The 13428-nt window shown below is 65.6% G+C and carries 8 protein-coding genes and 1 tRNA gene; 6 read left to right on the top strand and 3 right to left on the bottom strand.

The annotated features are described in order from the left end of the window. Window positions 1-5: 5 nt before the first annotated feature. Complete coding sequence (def, locus tag FBQ73_RS18820) at window positions 6-524, bottom strand: peptide deformylase (protein WP_138401112.1); 519 nt, start codon at window positions 522-524, stop codon at window positions 6-8. Window positions 525-604: 80 nt separating this feature from the next. Here def and FBQ73_RS18815 point away from each other — a divergent pair, with 80 nt between their 5' ends. The 5 genes from FBQ73_RS18815 (at window position 605) to FBQ73_RS18795 (ending at window position 4834) form a co-directional block, all read left to right on the top strand. After that, window positions 605-1771, top strand: a complete 1167-nt coding sequence (locus FBQ73_RS18815; RefSeq protein WP_138401020.1) for a DNA recombination protein RmuC — start codon at window positions 605-607, stop codon at window positions 1769-1771. Window positions 1772-1944: 173 nt separating this feature from the next. Then, entirely contained in the window at window positions 1945-2826 is an 882-nt protein-coding gene (gene mutM, locus FBQ73_RS18810; protein WP_138401019.1) for a bifunctional DNA-formamidopyrimidine glycosylase/DNA-(apurinic or apyrimidinic site) lyase, read from the top strand. A gap of 205 nt (window positions 2827-3031) precedes the next feature. Beyond that, the gene (locus tag FBQ73_RS18805) at window positions 3032-3802 is read left to right on the top strand and encodes an enoyl-CoA hydratase (protein WP_138401018.1); all 771 of its coding nucleotides are present in this window, start codon (window positions 3032-3034) and stop codon (window positions 3800-3802) included. Window positions 3803-4164: 362 nt separating this feature from the next. Then, window positions 4165-4251: transfer RNA gene (locus tag FBQ73_RS18800), tRNA-Leu, on the top strand. Window positions 4252-4414: 163 nt separating this feature from the next. Continuing rightward, window positions 4415-4834, top strand: coding sequence for an Arm DNA-binding domain-containing protein (locus FBQ73_RS18795; RefSeq protein ID WP_138401017.1), 420 nt, complete (start codon window positions 4415-4417; stop codon window positions 4832-4834). 517 nt (window positions 4835-5351) lie between these two features. Here FBQ73_RS18795 and FBQ73_RS18790 read toward each other — a convergent pair. Together FBQ73_RS18790 and FBQ73_RS18785 are read right to left on the bottom strand one after the other, a co-directional pair. Next, window positions 5352-5957, bottom strand: coding sequence for an invasion associated locus B family protein (locus tag FBQ73_RS18790; RefSeq protein ID WP_170218971.1), 606 nt, complete (start codon window positions 5955-5957; stop codon window positions 5352-5354). Between the two features lie 134 nt (window positions 5958-6091). After that, complete coding sequence (locus FBQ73_RS18785; protein ID WP_138401015.1) at window positions 6092-12010, bottom strand: hypothetical protein; 5919 nt, start codon at window positions 12008-12010, stop codon at window positions 6092-6094. A 703-nt stretch (window positions 12011-12713) separates the two neighbouring features. On the opposite strand from FBQ73_RS18785, the gene FBQ73_RS18780 reads away from it, so the two are divergent. After that, window positions 12714-13373 (top strand): helix-turn-helix transcriptional regulator, encoded by a 660-nt coding sequence (locus FBQ73_RS18780; RefSeq protein WP_138401014.1) that lies wholly within the window; start codon window positions 12714-12716, stop codon window positions 13371-13373. Window positions 13374-13428 lie beyond the last annotated feature (55 nt).

The raw sequence follows: 13428 nt of genomic DNA, 5'->3' as shown, positions 1-13428 counted from the left end.
GGGCGTCAGACCTCGTCCTTGTGCCGTGCCTGCTTGGTGAACTTCTTGATCACCCGGTCGCGCTTCAGCTTCGAGATGTGGTCGATGAAGAGCACGCCGTTCAGGTGATCGATCTCGTGCTGCACGCAGGTAGCGAACAGCCCATCCGCCGCCACCTCGCGCACCTGCCCCTCGATGTCCTGGAAGCGCACGGTGACCCGCGCCGGCCGTTCCACCTCCTCGTAATATTCGGGGATGGAGAGGCAGCCCTCGGCATAGACCGAGGTCTCGTCGGACGCAGCGATGATCTCGGGATTGATGAGGGCGATGGGCTTCTTCGCCTCGCCCTCGCGCGCAACATCGATGGTGACCACGCGCCGCTGCACGCCCACCTGGATCGCCGCGAGGCCAATGCCCGGCGCGTCGTACATGGTGTCGAACATGTCTTCCACGAGCTTTCGCACCTCGCTGTCGATTTTCTCGACCGATGCCGAGAGGGTGCGCAGCTTGGGCTCGGGGATGATGAGGATGGGTCGCGTCGCCATTCGAGCGAAATAAGGCAAGCTGCGGCTCCGGTCAACATGTTCGCTGTTTGTTCGGATTACGAATCGCGATAGAAAGGGTCATGCGGGAGGCGCTCTTCAGTCTGGCGGGTCACGCCGTCACCCTGGCCGAGGCGGCAGCCTTGGGCGCGGGACTGCTTGCGTTGCTTGTGTTCATGGTCGGCGTGTCCCTCGTGCGGCAGTCGCGGGCGCGAGCTGCCGCGGTAGCCGATGAGGCGCTGCGGCGCGACGAAATGGACCGCCGCCTGCGCGAGCTTGTCCGCGTCCAGTCGGAGACCGCCGGCCGGGTGCAGAGCATGACGGAGGTGCTTGCCCACCGCCAGAGCGAGCTGGCCCGCGCGGTTGCGGAGCGTCTCGACGCCACCTCCCATCGCATCGGCGAGACGCTGTCCACCAGCGCCCGCGCCACTCACGAGAGCCTGACCCGGATCGCCGAACGCCTCGTGATGGTGGAAAAGGCGGAGCGCAGCCTCACCGACCTTTCCGCCCAGGTGGTGGCGCTCAAGGACACGCTGGCCAACAAGCAGGCCCGTGGCGCCTTCGGGCAGGCCCGCATGGAGGCCATCGTCGCCGACGGCCTGCCGTGCGGCAGCTTCGCCTTCCAGCACACCCTCTCCAACGGCAAGCGGCCGGACTGCGCCATCTTCCTGCCCGGTGACCCGCGCCCGCTGCTGGTGGATTCGAAATTCCCCCTCGAATCGGTCACCGCCTTCCGTGAGGCGCCCTCCGCCGACATTCGCAAGGCGGCGGGGCAGAGGCTGCGCAACGACCTGCTGAAGCACGTCTACGATGTGGCCGAGCGCTATTTCGTGCCGGGCGAGACCCAGGACGTGGCCCTCATCTTCGTGCCCTCCGAATCGGTCTATGCGGAGATTTCCGAGCATTTCGACGGCGTGGTGCAGGAAGCCTACCGCCTGCGGGTGGTGCTGGTCTCCCCGTCCTTGCTGATGCTGGCGATCCAGGTGGTGCAGGCCATCGCCAAGGATGCCCGCATGCGCGAGGCGGCGGACCGGGTGCGCGCCGAGGTGGCGGCATTGGTGGTCGATGTCACGCGCCTGCGCGAGCGGGTAGGGGACCTTGCCAAGCATTTCGCGCAGGTGGGCGACGACGTGGGCCGCGTCATCGTCTCCGCCGACAAGATCGCCCGTCGCGGCCTCAGGCTGGAGCAGCTTGATTTCGAGACGCCGCCCGGCCCGCCGGAGGGGGCAAAGGTCACTCCCCTCGATTGAGACCGATGGGCGCTTGAGCGTACCCACTCGGTCTCGGTTGAAGACCGAGGCCGATGGTATGAGGGGACAAGATCAACACGCTCTCTTGCGCAGGGGGCCTGTCGGCCCGATCCTATGAGGCCGTGAAGATTCGCGTGCCGGTTGCGGCGCGTCCCACTGAGTTTAAGAACAACATGCCCGAATTGCCCGAGGTGGAGACCGTCCGCCGCGGTCTCATTCCTGTCCTGCAAGGTGCCGTGATTGAAAGCGCGGAGGCCCGCCGTCCCGACCTGCGCTGGCCCTTGCCCGAGAATTTCGCCGAGCGCCTCGCCGGCCGCCGGGTCGAGGCCATCGGCCGTCGCGCCAAATATCTCCTCGCCGATCTGGACGGGGGCGAGGTGATGATTCTTCACCTCGGCATGTCCGGCTCCATCCGCATCGAGGGTGGGGCCGTGAAGGGCCGTCCCGGCCGCTTCCACCTTCCGCGCGGGGTGGGCGGGCCGCACGACCACGTGGTGCTGCATCTCGCTGGCGGCGCCACGGTGACCTTCAACGATCCCAGGCGCTTCGGCGCGATCCTGATCGTGCCCTACGACCAGATCATGTCCCACCCGCTGCTGGCGGGCCTCGGGCCGGAGCCCCTGGGCAACGGCTTTAATGCCGAATATCTCGCCCGCGCCTGCGCCCGCCGCCAGATCTCGCTGAAGGCGGCGCTGCTGGACCAGAAGCTGGTGGCTGGGCTCGGCAACATCTATGTGTGCGAAGCGCTGTTCCGCGCCGGCCTGTCGCCGCGCCGCCTCGCCCACACCATCGCGACCGCCGAGGGTGCGCCCACCCAGCGTGCCGAGCGGTTGGTGGTCGCCATCCGCGACGTGCTGCGCGAGGCGATTCACGCCGGCGGCTCCTCCCTGCGTGACCACCGGCAGGTGAACGGCGAGCTGGGCTATTTCCAGCACACCTTCAAGGTCTATGACCGCGAGGGGAAGCCCTGCCAGACCCTGCACTGCAAGGACACCATCAAGCGCATCGTGCAGAACGGGCGCTCCACCTTCTATTGCCCCACCTGTCAGAGGTAGCTTGCCGGAGGTGGTCCCCCGGGTCGTTCGACAAAGGTCGGGCAGGCCTGCACGGCGACTGTGCGGCATTGCCTCTTCGCCTCGCCCCCATGACGCGATACAGCACGGTGACCGCGCGTGCTGGCGCCGCGCGGAGCCTTGAACCGGCGTCATGCCGGGCGACGAGCTTGAACCGGCGTCACGCCGGGCGACGAGGAGGAATGGGATGGCATACGAGACGATCCTGGTGGAGCAGCACGACCGCGTGGGGCTCATCCGCCTGAACCGCCCCCAGGCGCTCAATGCGCTCAACGGCCAGCTGATCGGTGAGCTGAACGCGGCGCTGGATACGTTCGAACAGGATCGGGGCATCGGCTGCGTGGTTCTCACCGGCTCGGAAAAGGCGTTCGCCGCCGGGGCCGACATCAAGGAGATGCAGGTCTTCTCCTATCCGGCGACCTATCTCGACGATTTCATCACCTCCTGGGAGCGCCTGTCCCGCACCCGCAAGCCGGTGGTCGCGGCGGTGGCCGGCTTCGCGCTGGGCGGCGGCTGCGAGCTGGCCATGATGTGCGACTTCATCCTCGCCGCCGATACGGCGAAGTTCGGCCAGCCCGAGATCAAGCTGGGGGTGATGCCCGGTGCCGGCGGCACCCAGCGCCTGACGCGATTTGTCGGCAAGTCCAAGGCCATGGAAATGTGCCTCACCGGCCGTCTGATGGACGCCGCCGAAGCCGAGCGCGCCGGCCTCGTTTCCCGCGTGGTGCCGGCTGCCGAGCTGCTGGACGAGGCGTTGAAGGTGGCGAAGGTCATCGCCGGCATGTCCACGCACGTGGCCATGCAGACCAAGGAAAGCGTCAATCGCTCCTACGAGACCACCCTTGCCGAGGGCATCCGCTTCGAGCGGCGGGTGTTCCAGTCCCAGTTCGGCGTCGCCGACCAGAAGGAAGGCATGGCCGCCTTCATCGAGAAGCGCCCGGCGAAGTTCGATCACTGAAGGACTGGTCCACGCCACGGCAGTTGATGCTGCAGTGATTCTGCTGCGGCACGCCCACCGCGTAAACGGGGCCTTGTGGTCGCAACTCTTGGTCCGACCTTGTGGTCGGGCCAGGCATGCCTGGAGGTCGGTCGATGGTTGAGAGCTTCGCCATCGCGGGCGCAGCGTTCAGCCTGTGCGTCCGGCAATTGTGTCTTTCGTTCAAAGGTATAGGTGCGGATGAGCGTCGCGACTGCGGCCGGGTGGGGGCATGGGGGCGGGTTTGTTCACATCTTTCGGTCGCACGGGGTGTAGGTGTTATTGACAGGTCCCGCGCCCCCCCTTATGTGAAGGCCCTGCCTGACGGCAACGCGCCGTCCGGGGCCCAGGTGGCGGAATTGGTAGACGCACCAGCTTCAGGTGCTGGCGCTCGCAAGGGCGTGGAGGTTCGAGTCCTCTCCTGGGCACCATTCACCCTTCCGGGTCGGTGCAAAAAGCTCCAAAAGCCCTTACAGATGCTCAATTCTCCGGTCCGAGAGGCTCCGGGAGTGTCTGGGGTATCCGTTGGCAGCCGGCAAATCTGGGGTACTTTTGGGGGTATCGGAAACGTCCCCCCACTGAGGGCGCCCCCCAATGCCCCTGACCGACACGGCCATCCGCGCGGCGAAGGCCGGGGACAAGCCTTATAAGCTGGCGGACGGCGGTGGTCTCTATCTCCTGGCGAATCCCACCGGCTCGCGTCTCTGGCGACTGAAGTACCGGATTGAGGGCAAGGAGAAGCTTCTCGCCATTGGGCCAGATCCCGAGGTGTCGCTCGCGAAGGCGCGGGACCGGCGCGATGACGCCAAGAAGGCGATCGTCGATGGTGTCGACCCCTCGGCCCTCAAGAAGCGGGCACGCGAGGAGGCGAAGGCAGCGCCAGTCAACACCTTCCGCGCGGTGGCTGAGGAGCACCTCGCCAAGCTGACCCGCGAGGGGCTTGCCGAGCGGGGCTGGTCAGTACCTGTGGCAATGCCGCAGTCAGCGGCCAAGATGTCTGAAATGCATCATTAAGGGCGCGTGACGCTCCTCGTTGTGGGCGGCTTTTGGGGCCGCGTTCCGGATTCCCCGGGACGCAGCATTTTCCTCGCCGCCATACGGAAGCTGCTCCGAGCGATCGCTTTGTCAATATCCTCCCCGAGAGGTGGTCTCCATATCGCTCGACCACAGCAGAAGCGTTGCTGAAGGACCAGCCCGTCTCCCTTCCGAAGGCAGACGTGTGAGGAAGCGATGGCCTGGCGGACAACGTGGTTCGCTACGCGAGCTCACCAGGACGTAGGGATCCGGTGTGACGTCTACGCGCCGAGGGGCACCCCGAGAGGCACCGGAGGGCGTGCCGGGTGCCCCTTCTTCGCCGTTCCCGGGCCCGTCCCTCCCGGCCTGGCCGACCCATTGGGTCAGTGACGATCGGTTCGGGATTGGATGTGCCACTGAAGGATCAGGCGGGTGACCAAAGAAAAAAAGCCGAACGCGGGAGCGCGTTCGGCTTCATCGATCCCAGGGTCTTCCTAGCCGAACTGCGGCGGTTGGCTCAGGCTTTCTTCAGATTGGCGAGAACCTTGTCGATGCCGCTGATGGCCACCTTGACGTTCACCTGCCGGCCGTCCGCCAGATAGAAGCCGACGGTGGCCTCCTTGGCGGCGGCGAGGTCATTGGCGAAGGCCTGGTCGTAGGCGATGGAGGCCTCGCACTCGGCCTGGCCGCAGGTCTGGAACGCGAGGCGCCGCACATTCTGGCCCAGCGTGAAGTCGACGCCTTCGCGTACGATCACGCCGGTTGGCGTGGTGACGGCGAGGGTCGGCACATCCTTGCCGTCGCGGCCGACCTTAAGCACCAGCACCACGCGGTTCGACTTGGCGTCGGTGACCCGCATGGTGGCCCAGCAGGTCTTCTTGGAGCTCTTGGCGCCAGCCGCTGGGGGGAGCTCCTGGCAGGTCAGGATCCAGCTGTCGAAACGCTGGGTCTCGGTCTTGACGGGGCCCGTCGGGGCCGCAGCGGCAGGCTGGGCCGGGCGCTGCTGTTGCTGCTGAGCTTCGGCCGCCGACATGGCCACCAACCATGTCGAGGCCAGGATCACGGCAGCACCGGCGCCGAGCACCGCGCCGATGCGAAGGGAAAAGGACTTGGAAGGGGTCACGGACGTCTCCGACATCTCGCACTTGCGCCGTGGGAGCATGGCAGCCTGGTGGTCCCAGCCGATCTGCCTGCTGCGGAGTTAGGAAAGGCGGCGTGCCGAAGCACGCCGCCTCATTTCAACCCGATCGGGCGATCTCACCACTGGTAGCGAACGCCACCCTTCGCGCTGCCGGCGACATAGCTGTCTCCGAACTTGATGTCGGCATTGGTGAAGCCGTTCCAGCCGCTGTCCTTGGCGAAGAAGTTCAGACCCACGCCGACTTCGCCGAACAGACCGTCGAAGGTGTCGACGGTGGTGAAGGGCAGGCCGGGGTTGTAGATCGTGACCGCATTGTCGCCGAGGAACTCGTACCACAGGCGGCCGGTGAGGCTGGCCTCGACCCGGTAGGTGGCCGCGTCGTAGGCGTTGGCACCGACCCGGAGGCCGACGCTGCCCCGCAGGCTGTCGTTGTTTCCGAAGTCCACCAGCGTGCCGGACGCGATGGTGAGGTCGGAAATGTTGGTGTTCACGTAGCTGAGGGTGGCAAGGCCATCCACGAAGCCGGTCGCGCCCCACTTGTAGAAGCGGTAACCGGTATCGATCACGAAGCCGTAGTTCTTGGCATCCGGAGACTGTCCGAAGTAGCCCGCCCCGACCAGGGTAGGCGCCTGATAGTCCATGGAGAGGAAGTCGGCCTTGAACAGGGCGTCGAGGTACCAGTTGTTGTTGATGTAGGTGGCGTAGACGCCAACCGTGCCACCCGAGTAGTCCGCCGTGCTGGGCGAGCCCGAGAAGGACAGGTCAGAGGTCAGATAGCCACCGAGGACACCGAACACCACCGCGTCGTTGGGACCGAAGACACCTTCCTTGCCGAAGTCGGCGCCGGCCATGAACCCGTAGGTGTTCTGGTCGTAGCCGGTGTCGAAGCTGTAGTTGCGGCCGTAGGCGCTGTAGCTGTCGGAAGCGTCCCGCGAACCCCAGCTGCCGACCACCTTGCCCCAGACACCGGGGGTGACGGAGGCGGGCGCGCCGTTGACGGTCTTCACGCCTTCCTTGGTGACGAGGGTCGTGGTGGTGCCCTGCAGGTAGGTGCGCAGGTCAGCCTGACGGTCGAGCCACACGCCGGTGGTCTCGTGCCAGACGGACTGGGCGCCGGTGACCAGCTTCGGCAGTTCGAACACTTCCTGGTCGGGCAGGCCGATCAGGTACTGGTCGTTGCCGATGGCCACGAGGTCGTAGAAGAACAGACCCTTGTCGATCACGCCGCCGAACTTGGCGCTGTAGTTCGCCGAGGCCGAAGAGATCACGAAGCTCGGGGTCTCGCCGAAGGTGTTCTTGCCGTAGGTGACGCCGGCCGGGTCGACCACGTCCACCACCTTAATGCCCGCGAGGTTCCACGCGCCGGCACCAGTGTTGACGTCGTGGATCAGCAGCGCGGTCTGGCCGGGAGTGACGAGGCCGGCGATGGCGTCCCCGTTCACGTCACGTCCGCCCACCTGCAGGATGTCCGAGGTGGAGCCGGCCGCGCCCAGGAAGCTGTCGAGGCCGACGGTGCTGTTGCCGACGCCGTGGAAGACGCCGCTCACGTAGGTCACGTCGCGGGCGCCGTTCCAGGCGATCTGGCCGGGGGCTTCGTCCCGAAGGTCGAGCAGGCCCGCGCCCACATAGGCGCCATCGCCGTTGTTGAAGGTCTCGAGGCTATAGAAGGAGGTGGTTTCAGCCACGGCCCCCTGAAGCGCAGTGACGATCCGGCCGGGGTTGTTGATCGCGTCGGTACCACCACCGAAGTAGTTGTTGCCGACCGTGACCCAGGTGTTCGAGCTGTAGTTGTTAAAGACGTCGTCGTTGCCGGTGAGGCCGACGCGACCGACGATGGTGCCGAAGTTGTCGATGGTGGTGGCGCCGCCGTCGGTGTCGATGACGATCTGGCTCGCCGCCGTCACGACATCCCCATGGAAGGCGTAGGCCCAGGAGCTCACCAGCGAGTCCGCGCCCACCGTGATGTTGGTGGCGTCATCGCTGCGCACCGAGATCACGGCGTTGGACCAGGTCTGGCCCGAGCCGGACACGACGTTGTTGGCGCCGATGCTCACAGTGGCGATATCGGCGTCCGAGATGCGGATCGCGTTGCCGACACCGTTTTCGTCGGCGTCGCCGATGATCAGGGCATAGGAGCCGGTGGTGACGTTGACGTTGTCCCAGCCGTGGGCGTGGATCGCGTCGTCGCCAGCGATAACCTGCGTCGCCTTCACGGAGGTTCCGCCGAGCACGTTCACGTAGATGTCGCCGGCCCCGAAGGAGCGGTTGGACACCCGGATGCCGTCGTCGCCGGCTTCCACGGAGCCGGTGGAGCCGACCGTGACGGACACATCGCCTGAGCCACCGAACTTGTTCGCGACGATGCCGTCGTCGAGCGCGGAAACCAGGCTGTTGGTGCCGGTGGTGACGTTGGTCGCACCCGTGGTGAACAGGGAGGTCGCGTAGATGCCGTCGTTGCCGGCGAGGATCGCGGAGTTCTCTCCGGTGGTGACGGTGTTGTCGCCGGTTCCGAAGAGATGCGCCGAGGTGATGCCGTTGGTACCGGCAAAGATGATGCTGTTGAGGCCGGTGGTGGTGGTGAGGTTACCGTCGCCGAAGGCCTTGCCGGCGATGATGCCAGCGAAGGTCGGGGTGGCAAGGCTACCGATGGTGGAGCCTTCGCCGGTGGTGACGACCACGTTGCCGTCGCCGAAGGACTGGCCGGCGGTGATGCCGACACCCGCGGTGTTGATGGCGCTGTTCTTGCCGGTCGTCACCGTGACGGCGTCGCCGCCCACGGTGGCGCTGTCGCCGAAGAGCTTCAGGGCCACGATGCCGCCGAGGCCGGCATTGATGGTGCTGCCTTCGCCGGTGGTGACGACCAGGTTGCCGTCGCCGAAGCCCTGGCCGGCGGTGATGCCGATGCCGTTGGTCGCGGTGATCGAGCTGTTCTTGCCGGTCTCCACCAGGACGGCGGTGCCGCTGGCACTGTCACCGAAGGCCTTGAGGGCCACGATGCCGCCGAGGTTGGCATCGATGGTGCTGCCTTCGCCGATGGTCACCTTCACGTCGCCGGTCCCGAAGGACTTGGAGGCGATGATGCCGATGTCATCGGCGGTGATGGTGGTGGCATCCTTCAGGGCCACGGTCACGTTGCCGGTGCCGCCAAGGGCGTTGGCCTCGATGCCGTTGCCGGTGGCGGCGGAGATGTTGGCGTTGGCGTTCACCGTCACGTCGCCATCGCCACCCTTCAGGATGAAGATGCCGTTGTCGCCGGCGTTCACGGCGGCTTCGTTGGTCACCGTCACGTTGCCGGTGGACAGGGCGATGCTGCGCACCTGGATGCCATCGTCGCCCGCGGTGACGAGGGCGTTGGTGGTGACGTTGACGTCGCCGCCACCCAGCAGGTTCACCGAGATGCCGTCATCGCCGGCATTGATGGTGCCGTTGGCGGTGGTGTTGATGGTGATGGGCGTGTTGGCCGTGGGCGAGAGGCTGATGGCCACCGCCGTGATGCCGTCGCCGCCGGTCGCGGCCTGGCTGAGGCCGCCGATCGCCGAGTCCACATCGATGGTGGTCGCGCCGGAGTCGCCGACCTTGAAGGTGGAGATGCCGATGCCGTCGGACTGGATCGGCGCGCCGGCAAAGATATTCACGTCGATGTCGCCGGTGCCCACGTTGCCGGCCAGGATGCCGATGCCGGTGGCCTGGACATTGGCGTTCACATTGGCCTGGGCGAGACCTGAGCCGAAGGTGACCGCGGCGCCGCCGATGACCGGCGGGTCGATGACGGCGTTGACGTTCAGGATGGCGTCACCGGTGCCGCCGGCGAAGGCCGCCGCACCGAACAGGCCCTGCGACGAGATCTTCTCCTGGACGTTCACCGTGGTGTCGCCGCCCGAGTTGAAGGCGATGATGCCCGAACCCACCGAATTGATGGTGGCTTTGTTGGTCACCGTCACGGTGCCGTCGTTGCCGAGGATACCTGCGACGATGCCCTGGGAGCCGGCGGTGATGGCGGCGTTGGTGGTCACGTCGAGCGTGCCATTGTTGCCGATGATGCCCGCTGCGATGCCCTGGCTGCCGGCACCGATCGTGTCGTTGGTGATGACGGTGACCTTGCCGTCGTTGCCGCTGAGGCCGGCAATGATGCCCTGGGAGCCGGCGGTGATGGCGGCGTTGGTGGTCACGTCGACGGTGAAGTCATTGCCGGTCGCACCGGCCAGGATGCCGAAACCGCCCGAGGTGATGATGCCAGCAGTGGTGGTTTCCACCGTCACCGAGCCGGACTTGCCGGACGCGAGTGCGGTGACGCCGAAGCCGGTGACGTCGATGGTGTTGTCCACCAGCACGTTGGTCGTGGCGATGTTGCCGGCGGTGGCGCTGGCCAGGATGCCGGCGGCCGAGTTGTTGATGATGCCGTGCTGCTCGACCGTGCTGGTGGCATTCTTGCCGCCGCTCTGCGCCGTCGCGAGGCCGGTGATGGCGACGCCCGCGCCGCCGCTGACCGGACCATAGGTGTCGATGGTGCTGGTGGCGTTGCCGAAGACGCTGGTGGTCGAGGCCGCGATACCACCCAGGCCGCCACTCGTGGTGCCGGAAGAGGTGATGTTGGTGGTGGTCGACTGGTCGATCACGGCGTTGACGCCGATACCCACGCCGGAAGTGCCGGTGACGATACCGTTGGTGTTGACCGTCACATCGCCGCCGATGCTGGTCTTGTTGATCGCGATACCCGCCAGACCGCCGGAGACGGTGGTGCCGCCAGCCGTGTTCACGTCCACGTTGCCGTTGGCCTGATACTGGCTGTTGACGAGGACGCCGAAGCCGAGGGGGCCAGCGCTCACCTGCGTCGCGCCGCCCAGCGTGACGTTCACGTCATCGCCGCGCTGGACCAGGTTGATGCCGGCAAGGCCGCCGGAAATGTTGGCGTTGCCGGTGGTGGCAACGGTGATGACCTCGTCGGCGGAGCCGAAGATGCCGGAACTCACCAGCGGCAGCGTGCCCTGAGCGGTGCCGGAGAAGCCGATGACGTTGATGTCGCCGTTGTCGGTGGTGAGGGCGAGGCCGGCGAGGCCGCCCTGGGCGGTGCCGGAGAAACTGTTGACGTTGATGTCGCCCTGGGCGGTCTGGGCCAGGATGCCAGCGCCCAGCGTGCCCTGAGCGGTGCCGGCGAAGTTGTTGACGTTGATGTTGCCGACGACGCTGGCCGAGAGGTCGAGGCCATTCACGCCACCGGTCACCAGTGCGGTGCTGGCGAAGTTGTTGGCGTCGATGTTGCCGGCCGCCGTCTGGGCCTGGATGCCGTCGAACAGCACACCATTCGACGAGCCGGAGAAGCCGGAAAGGTTGATGTTGCCGACCGAGGTGGAGGCATTGATACCAGTTACGCCGCCCTGCGCCGAGGTGGCGAAATTCTGGACGCTGATGTTGCCGACGTCGGTTTCGAGCCTCAGGCCGTTGATCAGGCCGGAAATATGGGGGGCGGAGCCCGATGCGGGCGTGGTGAAGTTGTTTGCGGTGATGTTGCCGCCGGCCGTGGCGCTGATGCCATCGCCCAGCACGCCGGTGGCCTGGCCCTTGAAGCCGTTGAGATTGATGTCGCCGTCGGCGGTGAGGACGAGACCGTTCACGCCGCCCGAGGTGGTGCTCGAGAAGTTCGTGATCGTGATGTCGCCATCGGCGTCGTACGACATGCCGTTCAGCAATCCGGCGGAGGTGGTCGTCCCCGACGTATTGACGATGATGTTGTTGCCGGCCGAACCGACAATGCCAGCGCCGCCAACGTTCGCACCGTTGGTAAGATTAACCGTGAGGTTGTTGCCGGCAGTGCCGATCACACCCAAGGCGGCGCCCGAGTTGCAGTTCAGCGTGGCGTTGCCAAACGGGTTGATCGCATTGTTGCAGGCCGCTTCGGCCGCGGTCGGCACCAGGAGTGCGCCCACGGCGAGGGCCGGAACCAGCGCCGAGCTAAGGAGGAGGGCGCGGGTGCGCCGGTGGCGCAGGGAGATTTCCCCAGAAGCGCCCGAAAGGATGGTGCCGCCCGTATTGGCCATCTGAACCCCCAGTAATCGGCCGGTGCCCTGAACCAGCCGGAAAAACATTGCTTCGGTCGCGGCGCTTTGTCCGCGTTGCGACCCTTGGATGCAGATGCGCTTAGGGCACCATGCAACTCCAGCGAACTTATCCAGCTGGCGCAATCAGCGCTCCGCATGTAACGAATCTTTGCTACTCAAAATACGAACTTATACATATTCGCCGTGGGTGTTGCAGTTTTGCATGAAACGCTAAATAAGCAATATAATATAATATGTTACGATGGATTGTGACGGTCAATTCGGGTGAATGATACCTTGCGACAGGATCGCTGACGCAAGTTTATTGGAGGTACAATAGTACGATAGTTTGCATTTAGACTCTGTTTGGATTGTTCTCCCCTCCGTTAGGGGGAGTGACCGTCCAGTGATAAGTGACGCAACCAAAACGCCAAAGCCCTACAGGTTAAGTATTGGTGCCAATGCGGTGCAGACGGCATCGACTGCCATTTCATCATTTGGATCGATTGGGGATCGCCGACACACGGGGGGCGAGCATTCCGAGGGGGGAAACGCTTCACCCTTCCACGTTACGGTTTTGCATTCGGTTACGATTATTGGTGGAAACGCCTTCGAGCCCGGCAGTTTTCACGTCAGCTCGTCGCCCGAGCCGGGCATTTTCATAGGCCGGTGTTCCGAATCTGCCACGGTGCAGATCGATGACTTGCAACCAGTCGTCGTGGAGGCGGGGCGAGCCTTCCTTGGGGTGGTGGCGCGGGCCGCCGAATTGGACTATGCGGCCGGCGAGGTGACCCTCGTGCTTCTTCCCCGGTCGGCGCTAAAGCACGTCGACGCGCTCAAGGCCATGCCGTTCGGGCTTTCCGCGGGGCCGGACCCGGCGCTGGACATCCTGGTCTCGCACGCCGCGGGCCTTCCCGGTCGAACCCTTCCGCCCGCTTTGGCCCTGTTCTGTCAAAGCGGCTTGCTCGGCCTCCTGGCCTTCGCGGCGGGTCCTGGCGGAAGCCTGGACGCCCGCAGTCGGGATGGCCGGGATACGCTCTACCAGCAGATCCTGCTCGACATCGCCGCCAATTGCAGCCGTCATGATTTCGGCGTGTCGCAGGTGGCGCAGCGCCACAAGATCAATGTGCGCACCCTTCAGAAGATGTTCCAGCAGCATGGCGTTACGCTGAAGGAGCACCTCACCTGGTCGCGCCTCCAGCTCGCCCACAGCGCCCTGGCCGATCCAGCCAATGCGGCCAAGAAGGTGTCGGACATCGCCTTCGAAGCCGGCTTCAACGACATCGCCACCTTCAACCGCCTGTTTCGCAAGAGCTTCGGGCGGACGCCCTCGTCCTTGCGCCAGGGCTCCGGCCCGGACTGACGCCGCTGCCTGCGGCCTCCCCGCGTCCGTCGCATCTGATGGTGCCGGTGATGCG

The sequence above is a fragment of the Xanthobacter autotrophicus genome (assembly GCF_005871085.1).
In the GTDB taxonomy this organism is placed as follows: Bacteria; Pseudomonadota; Alphaproteobacteria; order Rhizobiales; family Xanthobacteraceae; genus Xanthobacter; species Xanthobacter autotrophicus.
Note: the sequence above shows the minus strand (reverse complement) of the source record. Positions and strands in the feature narration are given on the sequence as shown.

What these genes read in the sequence shown, in the direction of transcription:
- def (WP_138401112.1), bottom strand. Translation starts at nt 524, where the DNA reads ATGGCGACGCGACCCATCCTCATCATCCCCGAGCCCAAGCTGCGCACC.
- FBQ73_RS18815 (WP_138401020.1), top strand. Translation starts at nt 605, where the DNA reads ATGCGGGAGGCGCTCTTCAGTCTGGCGGGTCACGCCGTCACCCTGGCC.
- mutM (WP_138401019.1), top strand. Translation starts at nt 1,945, where the DNA reads ATGCCCGAATTGCCCGAGGTGGAGACCGTCCGCCGCGGTCTCATTCCT.
- FBQ73_RS18805 (WP_138401018.1), top strand. Translation starts at nt 3,032, where the DNA reads ATGGCATACGAGACGATCCTGGTGGAGCAGCACGACCGCGTGGGGCTC.
- FBQ73_RS18795 (WP_138401017.1), top strand. Translation starts at nt 4,415, where the DNA reads ATGCCCCTGACCGACACGGCCATCCGCGCGGCGAAGGCCGGGGACAAG.
- FBQ73_RS18785 (WP_138401015.1), bottom strand. Translation starts at nt 12,010, where the DNA reads ATGGCCAATACGGGCGGCACCATCCTTTCGGGCGCTTCTGGGGAAATC.